We start from the raw sequence: 24,632 nt of genomic DNA on the forward strand, positions 1-24,632 counted from the left end.
CGGGGCCGCGCGCTCAGCCGGCGGCGGCGCCGAACCACCTGGGCAGCCGGCCGAGCAGATCCTGCTGATCCTCACCGACCCAGGCCACGTGGCCGTCCGGGCGCAGCAGCACCGCGGGGCCGTCCAGCTCCTCGCTGACGTCGACGACGTGGTCGACGCGGTCGGCCCAGCCCGCCACCGAGAGCCGGCCGGTCTGGTCGAGCAGCAGTCCGCGGCCGCCGTGCATCAGCTCGTAGAGGCGCCCCCGCTTCAGCTCCACGTCCCGCATCCGCCGGCCGAGCAGTTCATGCCCCTCGCCGAAGTCGTAGCGGACGCCGACCGCGGTGATGATGCCCGTCACGTACCGGTTCACCTCCTCGAAGTCCATCAGCTTCGAGAACAGCTCCCGCAGCGCGGTCGCTCCCGGATCGGTCCCCAGCAGGGTGATCTGCGCGCGGGTGTTCTCCAGCACCGCGGCGCCCACCGGGTGCCGTTCGGCGTGGTAGCTGTCCAGCAGGTCCTCCGGCGCCCAGCCGTCCACCGCGGCGGCCAGCTTCCAGCCGAGGTTGAAGGCGTCCTGCACGCCGAGGTTGAGCCCCTGCCCACCGGTCGGCGGGTGGATGTGCGCCGCGTCGCCGGCCAGCAGCACCCGGCCGACCCGGTAACGCTCGGCCTGCCGGGTGGCATCGCCGAACCGAGAGAGCCAGCGCGGCGAGTGCGCGCCGAAGTCGGTGCCCGCGAAGGCTCGCAGCTGCGTCCGGAACTCCTCCAGAGTCGGCGCGGTCGCACGATCCTCGGCCACGCCCTCGGCGGGCACGACGACGCGGTACGCCCCGTCCCCGCTGGGGCTGGCGCCGAACCGCAGCTGGGTCTTGCGGACCTCCTCGACGACGGCGGCGATGGTCGCCGGATCCTCGGTCAACTCCATCTCGCCCAGCAGCGTCTCGACCGTGGCGGGCTCACCCGGGAAACCGACGCCGATCTGCTTGCGCACCGGACTGCGGCCGCCGTCGCACCCGACCAGGTAGCGCGAGCGCAGCCGCGTGCCGTCCGCCAGCTCGACGGTCACCCCGTCCTCGTCCTGGCTCAGCCCGACCACTTCGCAGCCGCGCCGGATCTCGGCGCCGAGTTCGAGGGCACGCTCGTCGAGCAGCCGCTCGGTGACCGGTTGCGGGGTGGCGACGCCGTACGGGTGAGCCGTGTCCAGCCGGTCCGGCCACGGCTTGATGACGCCGCCGAACAAGCCGCCGGCCTGGAACTTCTCACTGACCGCGAGGAACCGGTCCAGCAGGCCGCGCTGGTCCATGATCTCGACGCTGCGCGCGTGCAGGCCCTGACCGCGGGACTGCGAGGTCGGCTCGGTCAGCTTCTCCAGCACGACCACGTGCACGCCGTGCAGCCGCAACTCACCGGCCAGCATCAAGCCGGTCGGTCCTCCGCCGACGACGATCACGTCGATCATCACAGCCCCCATGTTTCTCCGCAGATTCTGGCTTCGGCGGGTGATTCTGCGGTACGACCGGGGCCTTGCCGCAAGGCCCCCTGTGCGCTATACGTTGAGAGTGGCAAGGAGCGTCTGACCTCCTCGCCCTTTCTTTTTGTCTCGACCCCTCAGGTACCCCCACCGGGTATCAGGTATCGTCGTGGCCATGGTCGACGAACGCACACACAGGCTGGGCAGCGCCCGGTTGCTGTCGTTGTGCGCGATCCTGCTCGGTCTGTTCCTCATGCACGGCTCACCGGCCGCCGCCGTCGACGGCTGTCACGGCCGGGCGGGTTCGACCCATGCCCTGCACGACAGCCACGACAGCCACGCCTCCGCGACGGCATCGGCGGAGTCCGCACCGACCCAGCCCGGCACACTCCGGGCCACGGACGACATGGCCGCGCACGGCACGCTGTGCGTCGCCACTCCCGCCGAGCAGCGCATCCCGCTGCCCGTCGCGCCGCTCACCGCCCTCTTCGCGCTCGCCGCACTGGCGGCCTGGGCCGTTCACCGGGCATGGCGGCCCGGCGGGACCGGTCGGCGCGGGCCACCGGGCGGGCGTGGTCTCCTCCTCCAGGTGTGCATCGCGCGGACGTGACAGGAACCGCGCCGGAGCAGGCCCCATGCGGGCTGCCCGGCCGCAGCAGCGTCCTGCTCGTTCCGCGCGCCACCCGGCGTGGTGCGCCACCCGGAAAGACTCCCCAGCGATGTTCGCTTCCACCCGTTCCACCGTCCGTCGCCGCGCCCTCGCGGCCGCCGGCACCGCAGCCGCCCTCGCCCTGACGCTGGCCGCCTGCGGGTCCTCCGACGACTCCGCCATGCCGGGCATGCGTCACGGCAACACGCCGACCGCGACCTCCGGCTCCGCGATGAGCGGCATGCCCGGCATGGACCACGCGAGTGACGGCAACGGCCTGGCCGACGCCCAGGACGGCTACCGCCTCACCAGTTCCGACAGCACTCTGGCCGCCGGCAGGCAGACCACGTACCGCTTCGCCGTCACCGGCCCGGACGGCAGGCCGGTGACCGGCTTCGCCCTCGACCAGACCAAGCGGATGCACTTCTACGCCATCCGCTCCGACCTGACCGGCTTCCAGCACATCCACCCGACGATGGCCTCGAACGGCACCTGGACCGCCGGCCTCTCCTCCCTCGCGTCCGGTCGCTGGCGGATGTTCGCCTCCTTCACGCCGGACAGCGGGAGCGGCAGGGGCAGGGACTTCGTCCTCAGCCGTACGGTCACGGTCCCGGGCCCGGCCGACAGGACCCGGCTGCCCGCCGCGGCCGACAGCACCGCGGTCGACGGATACACCGTCACCGTGGCGGGCAAGCCCATGGCCGGTATGGCGCAACCGCTGACCGTACGGATCACCAAGGACGGCAAGCCCGTCACCGACCTCCAGCCCTACCTGGACACCTACGCCCACCTGACCGCCTTCCACGAGGGCGACGCCGCCTTTGCCCACCTCCACCCCACGACGAAGGTCGACGGCGACCACGGCGGCCCGGACCTGTCCTTCCACGCCGAACTGCCCACCGCGGGCAATTGGCGGCTCTTCCTGCAGTTCCAGACCGGGGGCAAGCTCCACACGGCCGCCCTGACCCTGCGCGTGGGCTGACCTCACGGCACCGATACGACTCGTTGGCGGACCATGGTCCGCCAACGAGTCGACCACATTTCGGCAATCTATGCCCCATATCGCATCTCTTTGTCGGTGCCTGGGTAACACTGAGCGGCGGAGTGGGGGCGGGTCGAGCAGTGGGGGGATGCGTGACGCAGTCGCTTCCGGAACAACGCCATGCCCATGAGCGTGCGTCGACCGGGAAAACAGGGATGCCGGTCGTCGTGGTCGGCGCCGGGCCGTACGGGCTCTCGGTCGCCGCGCATCTGCGGGCCGCGGGCGCGCCCGTTCGCATCTTCGGTGAGGTGATGGGCAGTTGGCGCCATGCGATGGCGACCGGCATGTTCCTGAAGTCCACACCGGCGGCCACGGACCTGTCCGCGCCCGAGCCGGGCGGGCGCCTGGCGGACTTCCGCCGGCTGCACGGTGAGCCGGAGCTGACCGAGCTGACACCCATCCCGTGCGACGTGTTCGTGCGCTATGGGCAGTGGTTCCAGAAGCGGTACGTCGGTGAGGTCGACCCCGCGCGGGTCGTGGCCGTCGACAGGGCGGCGACCGGTTCCGGTTTCACCGTACGGCTGGACGACGGTCAGGAACTCGCCGCCGCTGCCGTCGTCGTGGCCACCGGCCTGAACGGACTCGCGCACGTCCCGGACGAGTTACGGCGCCTCGCACCCGAAGGCCCCGGCATCGGAGCCCCGGTGTCGCACACCAGCCACCACACGGACCTGTCGCGGTACGCCGGTCAGCGCGTCGCCGTCGTCGGCGGCGGCCAGTCCGCGCTGGAGAGCGCCGCGCTGCTGCACGAGGCCGGTGCCGAGGTTCAGGTGCTGGTCCGGGACGAACGCGTGCGGTGGGGCCTGACACCGGACCTGGCCCGGCCCTGGACCGAGCGGCTGGCCAGGCCCGCCTCCCCGCTGGGCACGGGCTGGGTCCTGGCCGCCGTCTGCAAGTCCCCGGGCGGCGTACGACGGCTGCCCTCGTCGGCGCGGCTGCTGCTGTTCCGGCGTGCGCTGGGCCCGTCGGGCGGCTGGTGGCTGCGTGACCGGGTCGAGGGCGTCGTACCGGTGCGCACGTCGTGCCGCGTCACGCGCGCCGAGGCAACCGGCTCCGCCGTTCACCTGGAGCTGGCGGAGCCCGACGGCCGGCGGGTGACGCTCGCCGTCGACCACGTGCTGGCAGCCACCGGCTATCGCCTCGACCTGGACGCCGTACCCTTCCTGTCGCCCGCCGTACGCGGCGCGGTGGCCTGCGTCCCCGGCTCGAAGGCCCCCGAGCTGACCGCGATGTTCGAGTCGTCGGTGTCCGGCCTGTATTTCACCGGATCGCTGGCCGCCCCGATGTTCGGTCCGATGATGCGGTTCGTGGCCGGCACGGAGTTCGCCGCCACACGCATCGCCCGGCACGCTGCCCGGCCGGCGTCGAAGCGCTGAAGCACGGCCGGCCCTGAAACGGCTTGCCGCACTCGTTCGACGTGTGGCAGGCTTCGGCGAGTTGACCTGCAGCGCTCCTGCACGACGAAGGACTGAAGCCATTGATCACGGCGTCCCCCAGCGGCCGCCGTCGGCACTGACCCCGCCCGCCTCTCCGGCAGCGGCCATCGGTGCCCTCGCGTCTCCTCACGGCGGCCCCACGTGCATCCCCTGTTCCCGGCCGACAGGCCGGTCCCGCAGCCCACTCGGCTGCCATCCCACGTGAGGTCATCATCATCGTGCACACCGACGTCCAGAACTTCGCCGTCGCCAACCTGCTGCGCCGTCCGGCGGCGGTCGAAGTCGCCGGCTTCGTCGCGGGCTTCGATCCCACGACGACCAGCCCGTACGTCAACTACGCGACCCCGGTCCCCGGCGCCGAGCCGACCGACCGGGACGTCAGCGCCCTGATCGAGGCATTCCGCGAGCGCGGCCTCAAGCCCCGCCTGGAGTTCGCCCCGGACGCCGCGCCCGCCGTCGAACCGGCCCTGCGCCGGGCGGGGTTCGCGACGGAGGCGGTCCATGAGTACATGGTCTGCACCCCCGCCACACTGGCGGTGCCGCCCGGGAGGATCGAGGTGGCGGTACCGGACACCGACGAGGACTACACGGCGATCGACTCGGCCCTCTCCGAGGCGTTCGGCGGTGAGTTCCCGCCCTCCGCGGAGGGCGCGGCCCGACTGCGGCGCACCCAGGAGAGCGGCGGGGCCGTGCGCTTCGTCCGGGCCGTCGACGGCGGCTGCGCCGGTGGAGCCATCTGCTCGGCACCCGCCCATGCCACGTCGGAGCTGGCGGGTGTGGGCACCCGGCCCGCGTACCGCGGTCGGGGCATCGCGGCCGCGGTCACGGCGGCCCTGGCCGAGGCCATGTTCGGCGGCGGGGCGTCCTCCGTCTGGCTCGAGTACTCGGGCGACGGGTCGCGCCGGGTCTACGGGCGGGTCGGCTTCCGGCCTCAGGGCACCCGCCTCTACCTGACGCTCGAAGCGTGACCCACCCCCGGCGGGGGCCGAGCCGTGCTCAGCCCTCGCCGGGCAGTGGGATCGCGGAGGCCGCCGGTGCGCCCTTCGGGTCGATCTGCCATCCTCCACCGTCGCGGACGGCACCCTCGCCGAACTCCACTTCGCCGACCCCTGCCCCATCGCCACGGTCGCGATGGAGGTCGCCGGCACCAACGAGCCACTACGGCAGGCCACTTCTGAGGACTTCGAGAGCTGGGTCGACCATCTCGCCGCGTACTACGCCGCAGGAGGCATTGCCGAGCCCGCCGCCCGGGAGACGGCCGGCTCGGTCATCGCCCTGCTGGAGGGCGCCTTCATGCTCGGCCGCGCGGCGCGCAGCACGGCACCGGTCCTCGGGGCGGCCAAGGCGGCAGCGGCGATCGTACGGGCGGCACTGGCGGGCGAGTGACGGGGTCACCGCCGCTTTCTTAGCGGCATGTTAGATCTGCGCGGCGGCCCTTGTCCGGGTGTGGCGGGCGCCCGCATGCTCGGGCGCACTCAGGTTCCGGGGGCACTCTCCCGCTCCCCGATCCCACCGGATTTCCCCACCTGGAGCCGCCATGTCATCGTCTGCCGCCGTGCCCGGGAAGCCGCCAGCGGCCTCCCCCGGCAACCGCCGTCTCGCCCTCGTCGGCGGGTCCCTGGGCAACCTCGTCGAGTGGTACGACTGGTTCGTCTACGCCAGCTTCGCGATCTACTTCGCCGACTCGTTCTTCCCCGGCGACAACCCGACCACCAAGCTGCTGAACACGGCCGGCATCTTCGCCGTCGGCTTCCTGATGCGGCCGGTCGGCGGCTGGATCCTCGGGCGGGCGGCGGACCGGCACGGGCGCAAGAGCGCGCTCACCCTCACCGTCACCATGATGTCGGTGGCCGCCCTGCTCATCGCCGTCGCGCCCACCTACGGCCAGGCCGGCTACTTCGGCGCCCTGGTGCTGCTCCTGGCCCGGCTGCTGCAGGGCCTGAGCATCGGCGGCGAGTACGCCGCCAGCGCCACCTATCTGACCGAGGCGTCCGCCCGCGACCGGCGCGGACTCGGCTCCTCGTTCCAGTACGTGTCGATGACGTGCGGCCAGCTCCTCGGCCTCGCCATCCTGATCACCATGCAGCACACCCTGACCAAGGACCAGCTGGAGAGCTGGGGCTGGCGGATCCCGTTCGCGCTGGGTGCCCTGTTCGCCGTGGTGGTGTTCTGGCTGCGGCGCCGGCTGACCGAGACGGAGGCGTTCACCGAGGAGTCGGGCGACCGCACCGATTCCGCGCGCGGCACGATCAAGGCGCTGTGGGAGTATCGCCGCGAGGCCGGTCTCGTCATGGCGCTCACGCTGGGCGGCACGGTGGCTTACTACACGTACACCACGTATCTCACGAAGTACCTGATCGGCAGCGCCGGCATGGCCAAGTCCACGGCCACGCTGGTGAGTTTCACCGCGCTGACCGTCTTCGCGCTGCTCCAGCCCTTCGCCGGGATGCTCTCCGACCGGATCGGCCGCCGGCCGTTGCTGATCACCTTCGCGGTCGGCTGCACGGTGGGCACGTACCCCATCATGACCGCGCTCGGCTCGGCGTCCTCGTACTGGTCGGCGCTGGGGCTGTCCCTGCTGGCCCTGGTCGTCGTCACCGGCTACACCTCGATCAACGCGGCCGTGAAGGCGGAGCTGTTCCCGACCCGGGTCCGCGCCCTCGGTGTGGCCCTGCCGTACGCCGTCGCCAACGCGCTGTTCGGCGGAACGGCGGAGTACGTGGCCCTGTGGTTCAAGGACAGCGGTCACGAGAAGGTGTTCTTCTGGTACGTGTCGGGGTGCGCGCTCGTCTCGCTGGTCACCTACGTGCTGATGCCGGACACCCGCAACGCGGCCCTCAGCCGCGCCGAGGTCGAGGCGGACACCGGTCGCGACCCCAGTCCCGCGAGGGCCGTCCGCTGACGCGGTGGTGACCCGGGCGGTGCCGCTTCCGTAAGCTGCCGCCCTGGTCACCACGGCACGAGGACTCTGCATGCACGCGCTGCTCGTCGAGGACGACGACCGTATGGCCCAGGCCCTGACCACGGCTCTCGCCCAGCGCGGGCACACCGTGCGCAGGGCCGGGCGGGCCCTGGACGCCCTGCGGTACGTCCACGCGGCCGAGTTCGTGCTGCTCGACCTCGGCCTGCCCGACCTGGACGGTCTTGAGCTGCTGCGCCGGCTGCGCACGGTGTGCGACGCGCCGCTGATCGTGGTGACGGCCCGCTGCGAGGAGCGCGACATCGTGCAGGGGCTGCGGGCCGGCGCCGACGACTACGTGGTCAAGCCGTTCCGGATGAACGAGCTGATGGCCCGGATCGACACCGTGCGCCGCCGCACCGGGGCAGCGGCGGCCCGCGACACGGACGGCGGCGGGCGGCCCGTGCGCACCGGCGATGTGGAGATCGACATCGCGGGCCGCACGGTCACGGTCGCCGGCGCGGAAGTACGGCTCACCCGCCGCGAGTTCGACGTCCTCGCCTTCCTCGCGGCCCGGCCCGACGAGGTGCACTCCCGTGAGGAGATCCTGGACCGGATCTGGGGCGACGCCTTCCTCGCCGCGTCCCGGTCCCTGGACGTGCATGTGGCGGGCATCCGCGCGAAGACGGGCCGCGCCGAACTGGTGCGTACGGTACGGGGCTTCGGGTACCAGCTCGGCACCGAAAGCCACGGCGGGCAGCGGTGAGGCGCAGGCTGCTGGCCGTGCTGATGGTGCTCATGGGGGCCGCGACCCTGCTGCTGTCGGTGCCGCTGGCCGGCTCGTACGCGAGCGGGCGGACCGAGCATCTGCTGCTCCAGCGGCGCGCCGACGCCGTGCGGTTCGCCGACCTCGCCGACCGGGTACGGACCGCCGCCGACCGTGCCGAACTGGCCACGGAGATCCGCCGGTACACCGAGCTGTACGGCGCCTCGGTGACCGTGGTGGACTCCGCGGGACGGGTCCTCGCGCAGGCCGGCGCCGGCATCACCCCGTCCTCCGCGGCCGACGTCCTGGGCCGGGCGCTGACCGGGCGGTCCACCGAGCGGCTGCCGACCGTACGGCCGTGGGGTCCTGACCGGGTGGTGCTCGCCGAGCCGGTCGGCCGGGACGAGCGGGTCAGCGGGGCGGTGCTGCTGGCCGTCCCGACCACCGCGGCCCGGCGGGACGTGACCGTACGCTGGGCGCTCATCGCCTGCGGGGCGCTCACCGCCTTCGCGGCGGCGGCCCTGGTCGCGGCCGGCATCACCCGCTGGCTGATGCGCCCGGTCCGTGATCTCGACCGGGCCGTCGCCGCACTGGCGTCCGGCAGCCTTCGGACGCGGGCCGACTCCGACACCGGACCGCCCGAACTGCGCAGCCTGCGCCGGCACTTCAACGGCATGGCGGAGGCGGTCGCCGACTCCCTCGGGCGCCAGCGCGCCTTCGTCGCGGACGCCTCGCACCAACTGCGCAACCCGCTGGCCACCCTGGTGCTCCAGCTGGAGAACGTCGAGCCGCATCTCGTGCCCGGCCCCGGCCGGAAGGAGCACGCGCGGGCCCTGGACGAGGCGGAGCGCCTGGAGGAACTGCTCGACGGTCTGCTCGCGTTGGCGCGCGTGGAGTCGGGTACGGCGGAGCGGACGGAGCAGGACGTGTCCCGTGGGGTGCGGGAGCGGGTGGCCGCGTGGCAGCCGGTGTTCGAGGCCTCCGGGCTGACGCTGAGCGCCGCTGCCGTACGCGAGGGGCTGCGGGCGGCGGCCGTACCGGACGCCGTCGGCCGGGTCCTGGACGCGGTGCTCGACAACGCGGTCAAGTTCATCCCGTCCGGGGGCCGGGTCGCCGTGGCGGCCGCGCTCGCGGACGGTGAGGTCGTGGTGCGCGTCGCCGACGACGGCCCGGGGGTACCGGAGGACCAGCTCCCGTTGCTCACCCGACGCTTCACCCGGGCGCCCGAGCATCAGAACGTGCCCGGCACCGGCCTGGGCCTGGCCATCGCCGACGAGATCGCCCGCCTCAGCGGGGGCCGGCTCGCCACCGCCGGCAACCGTCCCCACGGCCTGGTGGTGGAGCTGCGGCTGCCGTGTCCGGTGCCGGGTCAGCCGTAGACCGAGCGGTAGTAGGCCACCGCGCCGGGGTGCAGGGGTACGTCCCCCGTGGCGACGGCGAACCTGGGTTCCAGCCGGGCACCCGCCGTCACCTCCCTGAGCAGCACGCGCCACCGGTCGAACACCACCCGGAGCACCTCGCGCGCCGCCTGCTGCGGCACCTGGGAGCGGGCCAGCAGATAGTTGCCCACGCCGACGGTGCCGACCGGCTCGGTGAGCCCGTACACGCCGGCCGGGAGGGTGACCGCCGTGTAGACGGGGCCGTACGTGTCGCGCAGGACGGCGGCCTGTTCCTCCAGCGGCAGGAAGCGCAACGGCAGTTCGCGGGTCAGCGCCGACAGGGCGGGGGTCGGCACTCCCCCGGCCCAGATCAGCGCGTCGACCGCGCCCGTGCGCAGCGCCTGAACCGAGGCGGCGAGGCCGAGCGGGCGTTCCCGCACCGACCGCCTCCCGGTGAGTCCCGTCACCCGCAGCAGCCGGTTGGCCAGCACCTGCCCGCCGGAGCCGGTCGCGCCGGTGGCGACCGACCGGCCCGCGAGATCCCGTACGGACCGCACGGGTCCGCGCGCCGGTACGACCAGGTGCGTGTAGTTGACGTAGACGCGGGCGAGGGCCGTCACGGCGGCCCGGGTCGAGAACGGCTCCCGCCCCCGCACGGCGTCCTCGGCGGCGTCCGCCATCGCCAGCCCCAGGTCCGCCGAACCGGCGCCGAGTCTGCGCAGATTGTCCACGCTGGCCGCGGTGCCGAGCGGGGTGATGTGCAGCCTCGGGTCGGTGCGGGCGGCCTCGGCGGCCAGTGCCTTGCCGAAGGCGTTGTACGGCCCACCGGGCGCTCCCGTCGCGAGCCTGAGCCGCCAGCCGGGACCGCCGTCCCCGGAGCAGCCGGCCAGGGCGAGTGCCGGGGCACCGAGGACCGCGGCCTCCAGCAGGCCGCGGCGGCTCATCGGTCGACCGGTCACGCCCGCAGCGTAACGGCTCCGCGCACACCGGACGCGCCACTCCCGCGTGGCCCGGGCGGATCGCGTGGCACTATCCTTGCGCCCTCAAACCCGGGTAGGAGAAGGGATATCGGCGTGGCAATGAAGGCCTTGCGTTCGGCGTTGGAAGCGATCTACGTACGGCGCCTGAACCGCAAGCTGGAGGGCCTGCCCCGGCCGCGGCACGTGGCGATCATGCTGGACGGGAACCGGCGCTGGGCCAGGGGTGCGGGACATCAGGACGTCCGCGAGGGCTACCGCGTCGGCGGGGCCAAGGTCACGGACTTCCTGCACTGGTGCACCGACGCCGGGATCAAGCACGTCACGCTGTGGATGCTCTCCGACGACAACCTCCACCGGCCGGCCGACGAACTCGGCCCCCTGCTCGACATAATCGAGGAGACCGTCCAGCGCATCTGCGCCCCCGGGGAGCCCGGGCAGATCGAGATCATCGGCGCTCTCGACCTGCTGCCCGGGAACACCGCCCGCGTCCTCAAGGAGGCCGCCGCCCTCACCCAGGGCCGCGGCGGGCTGAAGGTCGACGTCGCCGTCGGCTACGGCGGCCGCCGGGAGATCGTCGACGCCGTCAAGGCGGCCTTCGACAAGCACATCGGCGCCGGGGGCGACCCCGTGGAGCTGGCCGCGGACTTCGACCTGGAGCACATCACCGACAACCTGTACTCGCCGGCCGGCCACGACACCGACTTCATCATCCGCACCTCCGGCGAACAGCGGCTGTCCGGCTTCCTGTTGTGGCAGTCCGCCTACGCCGAGGTGCACTTCGTCGACGTCCTGTGGCCGGCGTTCCGTGAGATAGACCTGCTGCGGGCCCTGCGGTCGTACGCCGCCCGGGAGCGCCGTTACGGCCGCTGACGCCGTGCCAGACCCCCTCGGTCACGCTCATTCCCCGCCGACCGTCGCGAGAAGGTGGGCGACCAGGGGGTTCGGGTCGGCCTCGCGCCAGGCCACGGCGACCCGGGTGCGGGCGGTACCGGGGGCGATCCCGCGGAACGCGACGCCCTTGAGGCGGATGCGGCGGATGCCGGCCGGGGCCAGGGAGACACCGAGGCCGGTTTCCACGAGGGCGCACACGGTCTGCCACTCCACCGCGTGCTGGGCTGTCCGGGGTGTGAAGCCCGCGTCCGTGCACAGGCCGGTGATCCGGTCGTACAGCCCCGGGCCGGCCGCCCGGGGCAGGAGCACGAAGGGTGAGTCGGCCAACTGCGCGATGTGGACGGTCCGTTGGGCGGCCAGGGGGTGCGCGGCCGGGAGCACGGCCACGAAGGGTTCGCTGAGCACCGTCCTGAAGGCGATCTCCGGCTCGTCGGCGGGCGGCTCGCGCAGCAGGCCGATGTCGATGGCCTTGTCGTGCAGGGCTGCTATCTGCGGCGCCGTGGTCATCTCACGGATGTCCAGGTGCACAGCGGGGAATCGCTGGCGGAAGGTGCGCAGCAGTCCGGGCAGGACGGTCAGGGCGAGGGAGGCGGCGAAACCGATGCGCAGCCGGCCGGCCCGGCCGCTGCCGACGGCGCGGGCCGCGGCCAGGCCGTCCGTGAGGTCGGTGAGGGCCCGGCGGGCGGCCGGGAGCAGTTCGCGGCCGGCCGCGGTGAGCGCGACCCGGCCCGGCTCGCGGCTGAACAGCGCGTGTCCGACCCTGTCCTCCAGGCGGCGGATCTGCTGGCTCAGCGGCGGCTGGGCGATGCCGAGGCGGGCGGCCGCGTGGCCGAAGTGGAGTTCCTCGGCGAGCACGACGAAGGCGTGCAGCTGCGGGAGGGGAAGTTCGGGGCGCTCCATACCTCCAGAGATATCAGGTCATGCCGTAGCCGGTATTAGACGTATCGGTGCAGGTCACCTAGCGTTCGGCCCATGACAGAGCGACGCGCGATCCTCAGCGGCTCGACCTTCGAGGAGCAGATCGGGTACGCCCGTGCCGTGGTGGACGGCGACTGGGTCCATGTGTCCGGCACCACCGGGTTCGACTACACCACCATGACCATCTCCGACGACGTGGTGGAACAGGCCGAGCAGTGCCTGCGCAACATCGAGGCGGCCCTGACCGAGGCGGGCTGCGGCTTCGCCGACGTCGTACGGGTCCGCTACCTGCTGCCCGACCGCGAGGACTTCGAGCCCTGCTGGCCGGCCCTGCGCCGCCGCTTCGGCGAGGTCCGCCCGGCCGCCACGATGCTCGTGTGCGGCCTCTCCGACCCTCGCATGAAGATCGAGATCGAGGTGTACGCGCGGCGGCGGCTCGCGTGATGCGGCTCCGGTACGGGTCATCGGACGGCGACCACGTTCGTGGCCTTCTCGCCGACGACGTCGAAGAGGACCCGTTCTCCTTCGCGGGTGGTCTGCGTCTCCATGCCGGAGAACGGGCGCCGTTCGCCGTCCTCGTCGGCGATGACGCCCACGCCGTCCGCGTTGTTGTACACAGCGATGGTTCCGAGAGGCATCGTCTCTCCTCCGTCGTCGGGTCGTGCAGCCAGTGATCTCCCCCGGTGATCAGAGCATCACCCACCGTGCCCGATGGAGGAAGGGTGCATCGGCACGTCGGCCACGGTTTGACCGGAAGTCAGCGGAGCTTTGCGCTCACTTCCGGTACTTGTCCGTCGCCGCCACCAGTGCCTGTGCCACGCCGGGTGCCCCCGTGGTGTGGCCGGCCTCGTGCACCGTGACCAACTCGCTGCCGGGCCAGGCCTGCCGGAGGCGCCAGACGATGCCGAGGAGGTTGCCGAAGTCGAGGGATCCCTGGACGAGGGTGCCGGGGATGCCGGCGAGGAGGTGGGCGTCGCGCAGGACCACGCCCTCGTCGTTGTCCTCGCCCAGGAAGTGGTCGTTGCCCCAGTAGTGGGTGACGGTGCGGGCGAAGCCCATGCGGTACTCGGGGTCCTCGAAGCGGGCGACGGAGCGCGGCGGTGCGGGGATCGTCGCCGTCTCCCAGTCGGTCCAGGCCCGCGCCGCCCGCTCCCGTACGGCGGGGTCGGGGGACTCCAGCAGCCGGTTGTAGGCCGCGGCGAGGTTCCCGTCGCGCTCGGCGGGCGGCAGTCCGGCCAGGAATCGCTCGAAGGCCTCCGGGAAGATCCTGCCGAGTCCCCTGGTGAGCAGCTCCACCTCGGCGTTGGAGCCCGTCGCGACTCCGGTCAGCACCAGCTCGGAGACGGACCCCGGATGCGTCTGCGCGTACCGCAGGGCGAGCACCGAGCCCCACGACACGCCCCACACCAGCCAGCGCTCGATGCCGAGGTGCTGCCGCAGCAGCTCCAGGTCGGCCATGACGTGCGCGGTCGTGTTGACGCCCATGTCGGTGTCGTAGCCGCTCGCGTGCGGTGTGGAACGGCCGCTGCCGCGCTGGTCGAGCTGGACGATCCGGTAGGCGGCCGGGTCGAACAGGCGCCGGAAGTAAGGGCTGCACCCGGATCCCGGACCGCCGTGCAGCACGACCGCCGGCTTGCCCTCGGGGTTGCCGCAGGTCTCCCAGTAGAGGCGGTTGTGGTCACCTACGTCGAGCATGCCGTGTGCGTACGGCTCGATCTCCGGATAAAGGGGCATCCGGGCACCGTAGCGTCTCCCCGGCGCCCGGTCGCCCTCATTTCGCGCCGGACAGGTCGATCGCCCGGTCGACGTCCTGTGGCCGCAGCACGCGCAGGATGCCTTCGAGGAGGTAGTAGTCGGCGTACGGGAGGGAGATCTCGATCCCGTCCTCGGCCGGGCGGTTGCGGGTGCAGCGGGCGACGACGGCCTCGGCGCGCGTCGAGTTCCCGGTCAGGCAGGTCTTCGCCAGCGCGGTCAGCAGCCGCAGGGCGGCTTCCCGGTACTCGGGCCTGCCCGTCGCCGCCGACAGGTCCAGCAGACCGCAGGCCATGATCGCGCCGGCGGAGGCGTCCTTGACGTCGTACGGCTGCTGGGGCGCCCGGTAGTCCCACACGGGGACGTGGTCGGGGGTGAGGGCGCCCAGCGCGTAGTCGGCGAGTCGGCGCGCGGTCGTCAGGAACTCCTGGTCGCCGGTGCGGCGGTGGATCGTGGTGAACCCGTAGATTCCCCAGGCCTGTCCGCGCGCCCAGCAGGACGTGGGGCTGTAGCCCTGCACGGTGCCGGGGCCGATCGGCGCGCCGGTGGCGGGGTCGAAGTCGTACACGTGGGGAGTCGAGCCGTCCGGGCGTGGGAACACCCGCTGGGCGGTCTTCGCGTGTTCCGTGGCGATGTCGAGGTACTTGCCGTCGCCCGTCTGCTCGCTCGCGAAGGCCAGCAGGTCGAGGTTCATCATCGTGTCCATGATGATGCGGCCCGCGTTGTTCGGATCGTTCAGCGCGCCCCAGGCCCGGATGAAGCGGCCGGTGGGGTTGTAGCGCCGGCTCAGCGAGTCGGCCGCCCGTACGGCACCGGCCCGCCAGGTGTCGTCGCCGGTCAGGCGCCAGGCGGTGACCCAGGAGGGGTAGAAGAGGAAGCCGAGGTCGTGGGTGGTGGTGTCGGTCTGGCGGGGGGCGAGCTTCTTCGCGGAGTCGAGCGCCAGGGTCCGGAAGGTGTCGTCGCCGCTGTGGAGCCAGGCCATCCAGAGCGTGCCGGGCCAGAATCCGCCGACCCAGTCGCCGCTCTGCGAGTACACCCACTTCTCGGACTTCGTGCCGACCGGAAAGCCCGTCACGCGCGGGGCGACGGTACGGAGTTTTCCGATCGCGTAGTCGGCGGCGCCCCGGAGCGTGCGGACGACGGCGGCGGGGGTCTGCTCGGCCGCCTGGGCCGGTGTCGTCGGCGCCGCGTACAGCGCGGCGGCGCCGGCCGCCGTGGTCAGCACGGTACGTCGGGAGATCTCCATCGGCCCGCAACCTCCAACTCGGCATCCAACAAAGGAAGTTGCCCGAGCCTTGCACAGCCCGCCCTGTCATGTACACCCACATGAGCAATGTTCAGATAGGTGAACGTGACGGGAGCGGGCCGCCGGAGCGCGTCAGCCGCAGGTGCCCGCCGTGGCCGTTCGGACACCTGTCCCAGAAGTACCCCGGAATTGTCCGTGATCGGTAACAGAGGGATCCCGTGGCCCTCTTGTGCCGTCCTGACAGGTGCACGGGGACCACCAGAGCGGCGAGGAGCGGGGCGGACATGGCACGGCATGGCGGGCGGGGATGGTACGGCCGGGTGGTCGCGGCGGCGGTCGGGGTGACGGCGGTGGCCGCCGCCACATCGGTGTGGACCGCGCAGGCCGGCCAGACCGGCGGGCACGTGGCGGCGCGCCCCGCCGCCAAGAAGGCGGTGCCCGTGTCCGCCACGATCGTCCACGCCTCCGACGGCGGCGACCACGCGGTCAACATCACCATCGACGACGGCCCGGACCCGCAGTGGACCCCGCAGGTGCTGCAGGTACTGAAGGACAACGGCGTGAAGGCGACGTTCTGCATGGTCGGTCCCCAGGCAGAGGCCCACCCGGACCTGGTCAAGCAGGTGGTGGCGGCCGGGCACCGGCTCTGCGACCACACCGTGTCGCACGACACCACGATGGACAAGAAGTCCCAGGCCTACCAGTCGCAGCAGATCCTGGACGCCGAGCGTCAGATCACGAAGGCCTCCGGGGGCGTGCGTCCGCTGTACTACCGGGCCCCGGGCGGCGCGTTCACCCCGTACAGCCGGCACCTCGCGGCCTCGCACGGGATGCGGCCGCTGGGCTGGAACGTCGACTCCAAGGACTTCGAGCGGCCCGGCACGGAGGCCATCATCACCACCGTCAAGGGCGAGTTGCACAACGGCCCGACCCTGCTCTTCCACGACGCCGGCGGCGACCGCTCCCAGACCGTGGCCGCGCTGCGCACCCTGCTGCCCTGGCTGAAGCAGCAGGGCTACTCCTTCGGTTTCCCCGTGCGCTGAAGCCGAACAGGGCGCGGCTGCGGGCCGCTTCAGGCCGCAGCCGCACCGACGATCGTGCGCAACGCCTCGGTCACCACGGGCCGGGCCGCCGCCGATTCGGGGTCGATCACGTCGAAGTGGCCGCATCCGGGCAGCTCGTGGAGTGTGACTCCCGATCGTTCGGCGTACCGGCGGGCCATGGCCACGGGCAGCGCCTCGTCGAGGGTGCCGTCGACCACGACCGTACGACCGGCGGGGGCGCCCACGGCTGCCGGGTCGGCCGCGGCGTACCGGTCCGGGACCTGCGCCCTTGCGCCACCGAGGAACACGGCGACGGCACCCCGACCGCTGCCGAGTTCATCGGCCCACGCCAGGTCGGCGGTGGGAGCCAGGGAGAGCACAGCGGGCGGGGTGCCGGTCCGGCCAGATGCGCCGTCGGGCACCCGGTGCAGGAGCACGGCCCACAGGGCGAGGTGCCCGCCGGCCGAGTGCCCGGCGCACACCACTCGCGCCGGGTCGACATGGCCGGACGCTGCCTGCGCGGCGAGGTGGGACAACCGGTCGACGGCCTCCGCGGTGTCACTCAACGCGACCGGCCGGCCCCCTCCGCCGCCCACCCGGCGGTACTCGACACCGGCGACCGCACAGCCGCTCCGTGCCGCCAAGGCCCGGGCGAATGAGGAGACCTGGACACGGGACACGCGGACCCTAGAAGTGGACCTCCGCGCACGCCCGCCCCCGGGACTCGACGCGGCCGTCGATGTGCTCCCAGCCCTCGGCGCAGAGCACCGAGCCGTTCGGCAGGTCGCGGCCCAGCGGCACCGAGAACTTCTGGTGGTAGCCCCAGAAGCCCGTGGCGCTGTTCTGGTCGATGCCGCCGCCCCAGACGTGGAAGTGCCCGGTGAAGTCGCCGTTCCAGGTGGTCGAGGCCGACACCCGGTCGACGGTCAGCCCCGACCCTTGGACGTCGATACAGGTCCGGCCGTTGCAGCCGCGGGCCCCCGCCTCCGCCGAGGGCGTTGCGGTCAGCACGAGCGCCACCAGGCTCACCAGACCCAGCCCCGCCCGCAGCATCCACCCTGACGTCACGCTCACGAAATGTGCCTCCGTTCGGCATTGATCGACAACGAGACGACCTTGGCATCCCGGGCACGCAACCTCGGCATCGCGAGCCGGGAATACATCCGAACGGCGGACACACCGGCGGTCGGACGGTTCAAGCAGTGGATGCTCCAACACGCCTCATTCGCCAGTTACTTCACCTCTTGACGGCCTTGGTTCAGACCTTTACGTTGCAGCAACCCCCACACGACAGGAGCGGCACATGCACGGTGTCAGAGCGTCGTCGTCCTCTCTCCTCCTGCGGCTGCTTCTTCTGCTGGCCGTCCTCCTGGGCCTGGCCGGTGTGCCCGCGCAGGCCGCGGACCGGGCCGTGGCGGGGCCCTTCAAGGTGCTGGCCCTGTACAACGGCACCTGGGACGCGGCGCACATCAGCTTCGTCAAAGAAGCGAACGAGTGGTTCCCGCGACAGGCCGCCGCCAACGGGTTCACCTACACCGCCAGCAACAACTGGGATCTGCTGGCTAACGGCGGGGTGAACGCGTACCAGGTGGTCCTCTTCCTCGACGACCTGCCGCAGACGGCGGCCCAGCGCTCCGGGTTCGAGCAGTACATGCGCTCCGGCGGCGCCTGGATGGGCTTCCACGTCTCGGCGTTCACGACGAACGCCTCGGGCTGGTCCTGGTACCACGACCAGTTCCTGGGGTCGGGGAACTTCAAGTCCAACACCTGGGGCCCGACCTCGGCCGTGCTGCGCGTGGAGGACCGTACCCATCCCGCGACGAAGAACCTGCCGGCCACGTTCGCCTCGTCCGTGAGCGAGTGGTACAGCTGGTCCAACGACCTGCGCCAGAACCCCGACATCAAGATCCTGGCGTCCATCGACCAGATCAGCTTCCCGGTCGGCACCGACCCCGACCAGACCTGGTACAGCGGCTACTACCCGATCCTGTGGACGAACACCAAGTACCGGATGCTGTACGCGAACTTCGGCCACAACGCGATGGACTACTCCACCAACACGCCGCTCTCCTCGACCTTCGCCAGTGAGACGCAGAACCGGTTCGTCCTCGACGGCCTGAAGTGGCTGGGCGGGGCGACGGACACCCAGCCGCCGACCGGCCCGATCTCCGAGACCGCCTGGTACACGCTGCGCAACACCGGCAACGGCACCTGCGTGGACGCCCGGGGCGCGGCCACCGCCAACGGCACGGCGATCCAGCAGTACGCCTGCAACGGCACCGCCGCCCAGCAGTATCAGTTCCGGTCCACCGACAGCGGATACCTGCGCATCACCAGCCGTGGCAACCCTCAGCAGGTCGTCGACGTCACCGACCGGTCCACCGCCGACGGCGCCCCGCTCCAGCTGTGGTCGTACGGAGGCGGCCAGAACCAGCAGTGGCGCCCGGTCCAGCAGGCCGACGGCGGCTACCACTTCGTGGCCCGGCACAGCGGCAGATGCCTCAACGCGGCTGCCACGGCCGCCGACAGTGTCCAGCTGACCCAGCGCACCTGCGACGACTCCCCCGCCCAGAGCTTCCGGCTCACCGCGCAGCCCTGACCGCACGCGGCCGGACGATCGCCGGTGAACCCGGAGGGAATTCCTGGTCAATGAATCGTTGGGACGGCTGTTCGGATACGGAGGGCTGCCTAGCATGAGGCCATGCCGCTGCCCCGCCTCGGCACGCGGCCGCTCCCCGTCCGGACGGCTGGAGTGCTGCTCCTCGTCCTCGCGCTCGCCGTGGGAGGGTCCCTGCTCGCGCTCTCCCTCCGCGGCGGGCGCCTCACGCGGGCCGCGCGGCCCGTCACGGTCGAGGTCTCGCCGAGCCACTGCGGCCGCGGCTGGACCCGGCCGGCGCCCGGGGTGCAGACCTTCGACCTGCACAACGCCTCCGGCGGTGCCGCCGAGGTCTACCTGGAGGACCCGGGCAGCCAGGCGGTGTACGGCGAGGTGGAGGGCATCGGCCCGGGTACGACACGGCAGTTGACCGTCCAGCTGGGCGAGGGGACGTACGCCTTCAAGTGCGTGCCCGACGACGCCGACGCCGTCACCGGTCCCAGCGTCCGCGTCACGTCGGGGCGGCGCGGGCCCGGGGCGGCCCCCGTCACCGAGCACGACCTGATCCCGCCGGCGCTCGCCTACCAGAAGTGGGTCGGCGGCGGTCTGGACGAGGTGGTCCGGCTGACGGCGAAACTCGGCCGGTCCATCGACCGGGGCGACCTCGCCGACGCCCGGTCGGCCTGGCTGCCGGCCCATCTGGAGTACGAGCGGCTGGGCGCGGCGTACGACGCCTTCGGGGACGCGGACGGGCGGATCGACGGCACGGACGCGGGACTGTCCGACGGGGTGCGCGACCAGGGCTTCACCGGGTTCCACCGCGTCGAGTACGGGCTGTGGCACGGGCAGTCCGCCAGCCGTCTGCGCGCCCCGGCGGCGGCGCTGGTCAAGGCGGTGACCGGGCTGCGGGACGGCTGGTCGCAGACCCGCATGGATCCGGCCCAGCTCGGTCTGCGGGCGCACGAGATCCTGGAGAACACCGTGCAGTTCGAGCTGACCGGCCGGACGGACTACGGCAGCGGCAGCAACCTCGCCACCGCCCGCGCCAACGTGGACGGCACCCGCGAGGTGCTGTCCCGGCTGCGCCCGCTGCTCATGACCCGGTACGCCGACCTGCCCGGCCTCGACCGGGACCTGGACCGCGCACAGCACCTGCTCGACGGGTACCGGCACGGCGGCCGCTGGACCGCGCTGACCGCCCTGCCCCGCGCCGGGCGGGAGCGCGTCGACTCGGTCTTCGGCGATCTCGTCGAGCGGCTCGCGTCGGTGGCGACCGTGTGCGATCCGCGGAGGACGGCGTGAGCGGAGTCGACCGACCCGATGGCGTGGGCAGGCGCGGGTTCCTGCGTGGTGCCGCCCTCACGGGAGTGGGGCTCGCCACCGGTGCCGCCGCACCCGCGGCGACTGTCGTCCCCTTCCATGGCGCCCACCAGGCAGCCGTGCTCGCGCCCTCGCGGCGGACCAGCGTGTTCGTGTCGTTCGACGTGACCGCCGAGCACCGCGCCGACCTGTCCGACCTGCTGCACACGCTCACCGACCGGGCCCGTTTGCTGACCTCGGGCGGGACGCCGTCCCCGGTGGGCATCACCGGGCCGCCCGCCGACTCGGGCATCCTCGGCGACCGGCTCCCCTCCGGCGCGCTGGGCGTGACCGTCGGGGTCGGCGCCTCGCTCTTCGACGACCGGTTCGGGCTGGCCCCGCTGCGGCCCCGGCGGCTGACCGCCATGCCCGCCTTCCCGGACGACGACCTGCGGTCCGAGTGGTGCCACGGCGACCTCAGTCTCCAACTGCACGCGGACGACCCGGACACCACCCTGCACGCGCTGCGCGACATCGCCCGGCACACCCGGGGCGGGATGCAGGTCCGCTGGCGCCTGGACGGCTTCACCAGTCCGCCCCGGCCCTCCGGCACCCCGCGCAATCTGCTGGGTTTCAAGGACGGCACCGCCAACCCGGACGCGCACAGTGCCCGCGAGATGGACCGCCTGGTGTGGGTGGGCAAGGGCATGGGCGAGCCGGACTGGACGGCCGGCGGCAGCTACCAGGTCGTCCGGCTGATCCGGATGCTGGTGGAGTTCTGGGACCGGGTCTCACTGACCGAGCAGGAGCGGATGTTCGGCCGGGCCCGCTTCTCCGGCGCACCGCTGGACGGCGACCACGAGCACGACACGCCGGAGTACGCCGACGACCCCAAGGGCGACGTCATCCCGCTGGACGCCCACATCCGCCTCGCCAACCCCCGCACGGCCGCCACCGCCGACCAGCGCATCCTGCGCCGCGCCTACAACTACGACCGGGGCATGGACGGCAACGGCAACCTCGACATGGGCCTGCTGTTCTCCTGCTACCAGCGGGATCCGGTACGGCAGTTCGAGACCGTGCAGCACCGGCTGGCGGGCGAGCCGCTCACCGACTACATCTCCCCGTTCGGCGGCGGCTACTTCTTCGCCCTGCCCGGCGTACGGGGCGCGACGGACTGGTACGGGCGCGCGCTGCTGGGCTAGGTCCTGTCTGGCAGGCGGGAATTATCAGACAGGCCCTAAAAGAGCGTTCTGTTCCAGCACAGTTGTTTGATGGCGTTCCGGGTGGTCGGCCGGCCTGGGCCTGCCGAGATGGCCGGTCATTACCGTGGCGCCTGTGACGGGTGACGGCAGACTGGAGCCCGTTTCAGCCCCTTCGCTCCTCCCTGCTGGCCGGCCGGCAGCGCGAGGTCCTCGGCGGGGCGGAGGCGCCGTTCCGTGCGGCAGACGCCTGTGCGAAGGCCGGCCGCGAACGCTACGGCCTGACCTCACGGACCCAGGCTGACTTCGCCGCCTGCCTGCGCGAGGCAACCGATCCGGGTCTCCCGCTGGCGGCCCGCGTGTACCTCGACGTGGGGTTCTTCCATCCTTTCACCGACGGCAACGCCCGCGCGGCCCTGCTGACCTTGGTCCACGTCCTGGCTCGCGAGGAGATCGTCCTTGCAGAGGTCGGCCCTCTCCAGACGACCCGCTACGCGGACGACGCGGCGGGCGCCGCCGACCTCGCCACTCTCATCGGCGTACTCAACCGCCACCGATACTGAAGCCTTCATGGTGAGGATGTCGGCCCCCTCACCAGTCGTCGTGGCGTGCCGTGCGCCGGCGTGCCTGAAGCGCCGACCGTTGACAAGGCCGGCCGAGCTTCGACCGGCGGGCGGGCGGCTGGGCCAAGATGTCAGAGAAGTCGCCGTTCAGATAGCTCGGCTGATCGTTGTGTGCCGTCGCTGGTCTGTGCGATGCATGCTGTCCCTCTAGACTCGATGCCCGCATGACTCGATGATCATCTGCCGGAAGGACCACATGTTCCAGGATGCTCCGATCTATCACCAGCTCGTTGCGGAGCGCGGCGACGTACCGGCGCGAGTACGTGACGCGGCCGCGAGCATACGCAGTCAACTTGACGCAGTGATGGCCACAGGCGCCTCAGCCGGCCTCTTCGAGCCCCGCACGCCTGCGGCTGGCTCGGAGTTGCGCTCGATGTCTGCACTTCCTCCTGGATTGCCGCAGCGGTAGCAGCCCCTCCCCAGGGGAGTCACGCCCGTGCGTGAACCCCTGGGATGACAGGTAGCGGCGCCATACCCGAGGCCACGGAATCCGTTCCCATGTCAACTCCCCGCTACCGCAGAGTGGTCGGGCACCGCGTGCCACGCCAAGCGGTCGCATAGGCCGCTCTGGCGGACGGTTCAGCGAACCTCAGGCCTCCTACCTGGGACAGCTCCTGACGGCACGTCGGGTACGGCGTGCCAGTTCCCACGGGTGGCGTGCTGCAGCTCACAAAGGGAGCGCGCGGGACGGATGAGCGCGCGCCCCCCCTTCAGGCCGTTGGCGAGCCAGCAGCCGATCGTGGTCCCGGACGAGTCGGGAGCGAGGAACGTCGCGACGTCGGTTGGTGTGCGGAGGCGGGCGGTAGAGGCGTTGATGTGGTGGCCGTGTGCTTCCAGGAGCGGGCGGACCTCCTGTTTCGCGCGGCTGATGGTCATGGCGGTGACGCCGAGGAGTTGGCCGAGGAGGTCCATGGTCGCGAGTTTGCGCAGGTGGAGCACGGTGACCAGGATCCGGTCGGCTGGGGTGAGTTTGGCTTTGGCACCTGTGCCAGGGGCCTTCGCCTGGCTCCACGGCTTCCGACGCCTGCGGATCCGCTGGGAACGGCGAGCCGACATCCACGAAGCGCTCCTCAAAATCGCCTGCTGCCTGATCACGCACCGACAACTCAGTTCATTGTGTTAGCCGTTGAGAGAGCCGAACGCTCAACTCCCGCCACAGAAAAGGCGCCAGGGGAGAGCCCTCTCACTATATTAACCGTTGTTAGTCCGCGAGGCTGGCCCAGTAGCACAGCTCAAAGCTAAGGCGCATACTGGAAGGGATTTGGCCTCAAGGACCAAAAGAAGGCACCATGAGCAGCCACCAGGCTGGCTCAGCTAACCGCACAGAATCATCTGGTGACGGTTGTGCATTCTACGAACTCGGGACGGCCGTCCGTCCTGCCTCCAAGAGTTCAGGAAGAAACCATGGCTCTCCAATTTTCTCCGCAGGCAGTTGCTTCTCCAGCCGACTTTGCAACTGCCTATGAAGGCTATCTGCCCAGGTGGGACGGCAGTACGCCGAAAAAGCACACACATCTAGTGTTCCACTACAGCGGCAACCTGATCACCGACTGGGGCGCCGCAAACCAGTTCACCACCGAGTTCGCCTACACATACCTTCCGTGTTCGGACGGCAAGGTGCAGAAGTTCTTTCCCGACCTCTTTGAAAGGTACGCAGTGACCGTCACGGCGGGTATCTCATCATTCCACGATAAGGCCAACGGAATCTGCGCGGTGGACGAAATGGCAGCATCTCTGCAACAGGTTCCAGAAGGTCCGCATGTGCTCGTCCTGAGGTTGAAACTCGCATCGTTCCAATCGCACATACACAGGGTCTCCTACGGCGTCGATATCCATGTGCAGTCGACGGATACGAGTCAGGCGAACCAGTTCGACCTGATGAAGGCGTACCTCACCCCTGATGCAAAATTCTCGCCGACCAAACCGGCTCCGACGTTCTGAGAGGCGCAGACGGCGCGGGCGGTCGGGGTGTGCCAGTTAGTCAGGGCCAGGTAGCGGCGTAGTAGTTGCTCTCGGGCATGGCGGAGGTGAGGGGAAGCCAGGCTGGCGTCACGGCCACTTACCCAACACAACCGACCCCCACCAGGTTCAGCCCTGTGGGGGTCATCGTTGTGCGGTGGCATGCATGAATGCGCACGTCACGTCGCGCTTCGGCCTGCGTGGGTCGGCACTTCGATCCGTGCATTGTCGCCGCTACACCGACTGACGGAACCCACGGCCAAGAGGCGTGACGGCAAGGCCAACTCACCCGCAGGGCGTTGAGCGAGTCACCCAGAGAGCCTGTGCGACGGCGCCTCGGTACGAACGTGCTCAAACCCAATCGCTTGCAGTAGGCGCGCTGAACGAAGCACTGGAGCGAGAACACCACGCCGCCGAGGCACGACTCGACTGCTACCGGCGATTCGGAGCGACTCTCCCCCCAGGCGGAGGGGTCCCTGCTCTCGCCCCCAAGTACCAG

The 24,632-nt window shown here is 71.4% G+C and carries 24 protein-coding genes and 2 pseudogenes; 17 read left to right on the forward strand and 9 right to left on the reverse strand.

Translation table 11 applies throughout. The annotated features are described in order from the left end of the window. Nucleotides 1-13 precede the first annotated feature (13 nt). Nucleotides 14-1,441, reverse strand: coding sequence for a rifampin monooxygenase (rox, locus tag BEK98_RS29355; protein ID WP_094219714.1), 1,428 nt, complete (start codon nt 1,439-1,441; stop codon nt 14-16). A 187-nt stretch (nt 1,442-1,628) separates the two neighbouring features. Between rox and BEK98_RS29360 the strand changes: the two genes are divergently transcribed. The 8 genes from BEK98_RS29360 to BEK98_RS29395 all read left to right on the forward strand — a co-directional run bounded on the left by BEK98_RS29360 (nt 1,629) and on the right by BEK98_RS29395 (nt 9,624). Next, nucleotides 1,629-2,063: a hypothetical protein gene (locus BEK98_RS29360; protein ID WP_094219715.1), complete on the forward strand. Its 435-nt coding sequence runs from the start codon at nt 1,629-1,631 to the stop codon at nt 2,061-2,063. A gap of 109 nt (nt 2,064-2,172) precedes the next feature. Then, on the forward strand, nt 2,173-3,084 hold the full coding sequence (locus BEK98_RS29365) for a hypothetical protein (protein ID WP_094219716.1): 912 nt from the start codon (nt 2,173-2,175) through the stop codon (nt 3,082-3,084). A 215-nt stretch (nt 3,085-3,299) separates the two neighbouring features. Continuing rightward, nucleotides 3,300-4,520: an FAD-dependent oxidoreductase gene (locus BEK98_RS29370; protein WP_167444284.1), complete on the forward strand. Its 1,221-nt coding sequence runs from the start codon at nt 3,300-3,302 to the stop codon at nt 4,518-4,520. Nucleotides 4,521-4,798: 278 nt separating this feature from the next. After that, nucleotides 4,799-5,548 (forward strand): GNAT family N-acetyltransferase, encoded by a 750-nt coding sequence (locus BEK98_RS29375; protein WP_094219717.1) that lies wholly within the window; start codon nt 4,799-4,801, stop codon nt 5,546-5,548. 85 nt (nt 5,549-5,633) lie between these two features. Continuing rightward, complete coding sequence (locus BEK98_RS29380) at nt 5,634-5,966, forward strand: LmrA/YxaF family transcription factor (protein ID WP_425276633.1); 333 nt, start codon at nt 5,634-5,636, stop codon at nt 5,964-5,966. Between the two features lie 151 nt (nt 5,967-6,117). Further along, complete coding sequence (locus BEK98_RS29385) at nt 6,118-7,482, forward strand: MFS transporter (protein ID WP_208643267.1); 1,365 nt, start codon at nt 6,118-6,120, stop codon at nt 7,480-7,482. Nucleotides 7,483-7,552: 70 nt separating this feature from the next. Then, nucleotides 7,553-8,245: a response regulator transcription factor gene (locus BEK98_RS29390; protein ID WP_094219719.1), complete on the forward strand. Its 693-nt coding sequence runs from the start codon at nt 7,553-7,555 to the stop codon at nt 8,243-8,245. Beyond that, nucleotides 8,242-9,624 (forward strand): sensor histidine kinase, encoded by a 1,383-nt coding sequence (locus tag BEK98_RS29395; RefSeq protein WP_244202055.1) that lies wholly within the window; start codon nt 8,242-8,244, stop codon nt 9,622-9,624. Before BEK98_RS29390 ends, BEK98_RS29395 begins: the two co-directional genes overlap by 4 nt. On the opposite strand, the gene BEK98_RS29400 is transcribed toward BEK98_RS29395, so the two are convergent. Continuing rightward, nucleotides 9,615-10,583: a TAXI family TRAP transporter solute-binding subunit gene (locus tag BEK98_RS29400; protein WP_244202056.1), complete on the reverse strand. Its 969-nt coding sequence runs from the start codon at nt 10,581-10,583 to the stop codon at nt 9,615-9,617. The two genes, BEK98_RS29395 and BEK98_RS29400, sit on opposite strands and share 10 nt — an antisense overlap. A gap of 120 nt (nt 10,584-10,703) precedes the next feature. Between BEK98_RS29400 and BEK98_RS29405 the strand changes: the two genes are divergently transcribed. Then, nucleotides 10,704-11,474 (forward strand): isoprenyl transferase, encoded by a 771-nt coding sequence (locus BEK98_RS29405; protein WP_094219721.1) that lies wholly within the window; start codon nt 10,704-10,706, stop codon nt 11,472-11,474. A gap of 27 nt (nt 11,475-11,501) precedes the next feature. Here BEK98_RS29405 and BEK98_RS29410 read toward each other — a convergent pair whose 3' ends face one another. Next, on the reverse strand, nt 11,502-12,395 hold the full coding sequence (locus tag BEK98_RS29410) for a LysR family transcriptional regulator (RefSeq protein ID WP_094219722.1): 894 nt from the start codon (nt 12,393-12,395) through the stop codon (nt 11,502-11,504). Between the two features lie 72 nt (nt 12,396-12,467). Here BEK98_RS29410 and BEK98_RS29415 point away from each other — a divergent pair, with 72 nt between their 5' ends. Next, nucleotides 12,468-12,857: a RidA family protein gene (locus BEK98_RS29415; RefSeq protein WP_094219723.1), complete on the forward strand. Its 390-nt coding sequence runs from the start codon at nt 12,468-12,470 to the stop codon at nt 12,855-12,857. Nucleotides 12,858-12,874: 17 nt separating this feature from the next. Here BEK98_RS29415 and BEK98_RS49125 read toward each other — a convergent pair whose 3' ends face one another. The 3 genes from BEK98_RS49125 to BEK98_RS29425 form a co-directional block, all read right to left on the reverse strand. Next, nucleotides 12,875-13,051, reverse strand: coding sequence for a cold-shock protein (locus BEK98_RS49125; RefSeq protein ID WP_167444285.1), 177 nt, complete (start codon nt 13,049-13,051; stop codon nt 12,875-12,877). A 136-nt stretch (nt 13,052-13,187) separates the two neighbouring features. Further along, a complete protein-coding gene (gene pip / locus BEK98_RS29420) occupies nt 13,188-14,147 on the reverse strand; it encodes a prolyl aminopeptidase (RefSeq protein ID WP_094219724.1) in 960 nt (319 codons plus the stop codon). Between the two features lie 37 nt (nt 14,148-14,184). Then, entirely contained in the window at nt 14,185-15,411 is a 1,227-nt protein-coding gene (locus tag BEK98_RS29425) for a glycoside hydrolase family protein (RefSeq protein WP_094219725.1), read from the reverse strand. 284 nt (nt 15,412-15,695) lie between these two features. Here BEK98_RS29425 and BEK98_RS29430 point away from each other — a divergent pair, with 284 nt between their 5' ends. Further along, the gene (locus BEK98_RS29430) at nt 15,696-16,454 is read left to right on the forward strand and encodes a polysaccharide deacetylase family protein (protein WP_094219726.1); all 759 of its coding nucleotides are present in this window, start codon (nt 15,696-15,698) and stop codon (nt 16,452-16,454) included. A 29-nt stretch (nt 16,455-16,483) separates the two neighbouring features. Here the strand turns inward: BEK98_RS29430 and BEK98_RS29435 are convergent, their stop codons facing one another. Beyond that, nucleotides 16,484-17,134 carry an alpha/beta hydrolase gene (locus tag BEK98_RS29435; RefSeq protein ID WP_094219727.1) on the reverse strand — a complete coding sequence of 217 codons (651 nt, stop codon included), beginning with the start codon at nt 17,132-17,134 and terminating at the stop codon, nt 16,484-16,486. A gap of 7 nt (nt 17,135-17,141) precedes the next feature. Beyond that, entirely contained in the window at nt 17,142-17,528 is a 387-nt protein-coding gene (locus BEK98_RS29440) for a hypothetical protein (protein ID WP_143684172.1), read from the reverse strand. Between the two features lie 229 nt (nt 17,529-17,757). Here BEK98_RS29440 and BEK98_RS29445 point away from each other — a divergent pair, with 229 nt between their 5' ends. The 4 genes from BEK98_RS29445 to BEK98_RS29460 all read left to right on the forward strand — a co-directional run bounded on the left by BEK98_RS29445 (nt 17,758) and on the right by BEK98_RS29460 (nt 22,114). Beyond that, complete coding sequence (locus BEK98_RS29445; RefSeq protein ID WP_094219729.1) at nt 17,758-19,053, forward strand: ThuA domain-containing protein; 1,296 nt, start codon at nt 17,758-17,760, stop codon at nt 19,051-19,053. A gap of 102 nt (nt 19,054-19,155) precedes the next feature. After that, nucleotides 19,156-20,352, forward strand: a complete 1,197-nt coding sequence (locus BEK98_RS29450) for an EfeM/EfeO family lipoprotein (protein ID WP_094219730.1) — start codon at nt 19,156-19,158, stop codon at nt 20,350-20,352. Continuing rightward, nucleotides 20,349-21,554: an iron uptake transporter deferrochelatase/peroxidase subunit gene (gene efeB / locus BEK98_RS29455; RefSeq protein ID WP_094219801.1), complete on the forward strand. Its 1,206-nt coding sequence runs from the start codon at nt 20,349-20,351 to the stop codon at nt 21,552-21,554. Before BEK98_RS29450 ends, efeB begins: the two co-directional genes overlap by 4 nt. Before the next feature lie 140 nt (nt 21,555-21,694). Continuing rightward, nucleotides 21,695-22,114, forward strand: a complete 420-nt coding sequence (locus tag BEK98_RS29460) for a Fic family protein (protein ID WP_107428300.1) — start codon at nt 21,695-21,697, stop codon at nt 22,112-22,114. Nucleotides 22,115-22,921: 807 nt separating this feature from the next. On the opposite strand, the pseudogene BEK98_RS51350 reads toward BEK98_RS29460, so the two are convergent. Beyond that, nucleotides 22,922-23,230, reverse strand: a pseudogene (locus tag BEK98_RS51350) (transposase family protein); the annotation flags it as partial. Between BEK98_RS51350 and BEK98_RS48670 the strand changes: the two are divergent. Further along, nucleotides 23,175-23,297, forward strand: a pseudogene (locus BEK98_RS48670) (IS5/IS1182 family transposase); the annotation flags it as partial. The pseudogenes BEK98_RS51350 and BEK98_RS48670 sit on opposite strands and share 56 nt — an antisense overlap. Nucleotides 23,298-23,578: 281 nt before the next feature. Continuing rightward, a complete protein-coding gene (locus tag BEK98_RS29475) occupies nt 23,579-24,115 on the forward strand; it encodes a hypothetical protein (protein WP_143684174.1) in 537 nt (178 codons plus the stop codon). Nucleotides 24,116-24,632: the final 517 nt, after the last annotated feature.

Origin of the sequence: Streptomyces diastatochromogenes (genome assembly GCF_002242805.1) — a bacterium.
Lineage (GTDB): Bacteria > Actinomycetota > Actinomycetes > Streptomycetales > Streptomycetaceae > Streptomyces > Streptomyces diastatochromogenes.

Coding starts and splice junctions, on each gene's coding strand:
- rox (WP_094219714.1), bottom strand. CDS start 1,441: ATGATCGACGTGATCGTCGTCGGCGGAGGACCGACCGGCTTGATGCTG.
- BEK98_RS29360 (WP_094219715.1), top strand. CDS start 1,629: ATGGTCGACGAACGCACACACAGGCTGGGCAGCGCCCGGTTGCTGTCG.
- BEK98_RS29365 (WP_094219716.1), top strand. CDS start 2,173: ATGTTCGCTTCCACCCGTTCCACCGTCCGTCGCCGCGCCCTCGCGGCC.
- BEK98_RS29370 (WP_167444284.1), top strand. CDS start 3,300: ATGCCGGTCGTCGTGGTCGGCGCCGGGCCGTACGGGCTCTCGGTCGCC.
- BEK98_RS29385 (WP_208643267.1), top strand. CDS start 6,118: ATGTCATCGTCTGCCGCCGTGCCCGGGAAGCCGCCAGCGGCCTCCCCC.
- BEK98_RS29390 (WP_094219719.1), top strand. CDS start 7,553: ATGCACGCGCTGCTCGTCGAGGACGACGACCGTATGGCCCAGGCCCTG.
- BEK98_RS29405 (WP_094219721.1), top strand. CDS start 10,704: ATGAAGGCCTTGCGTTCGGCGTTGGAAGCGATCTACGTACGGCGCCTG.
- BEK98_RS29410 (WP_094219722.1), bottom strand. CDS start 12,395: ATGGAGCGCCCCGAACTTCCCCTCCCGCAGCTGCACGCCTTCGTCGTG.
- BEK98_RS29415 (WP_094219723.1), top strand. CDS start 12,468: ATGACAGAGCGACGCGCGATCCTCAGCGGCTCGACCTTCGAGGAGCAG.
- BEK98_RS49125 (WP_167444285.1), bottom strand. CDS start 13,051: ATGCCTCTCGGAACCATCGCTGTGTACAACAACGCGGACGGCGTGGGC.
- pip (WP_094219724.1), bottom strand. CDS start 14,147: ATGCCCCTTTATCCGGAGATCGAGCCGTACGCACACGGCATGCTCGAC.
- BEK98_RS29425 (WP_094219725.1), bottom strand. CDS start 15,411: ATGGAGATCTCCCGACGTACCGTGCTGACCACGGCGGCCGGCGCCGCC.
- BEK98_RS29430 (WP_094219726.1), top strand. CDS start 15,696: ATGGCACGGCATGGCGGGCGGGGATGGTACGGCCGGGTGGTCGCGGCG.
- BEK98_RS29445 (WP_094219729.1), top strand. CDS start 17,758: ATGCACGGTGTCAGAGCGTCGTCGTCCTCTCTCCTCCTGCGGCTGCTT.
- BEK98_RS29450 (WP_094219730.1), top strand. CDS start 19,156: ATGCCGCTGCCCCGCCTCGGCACGCGGCCGCTCCCCGTCCGGACGGCT.
- BEK98_RS29475 (WP_143684174.1), top strand. CDS start 23,579: ATGGCTCTCCAATTTTCTCCGCAGGCAGTTGCTTCTCCAGCCGACTTT.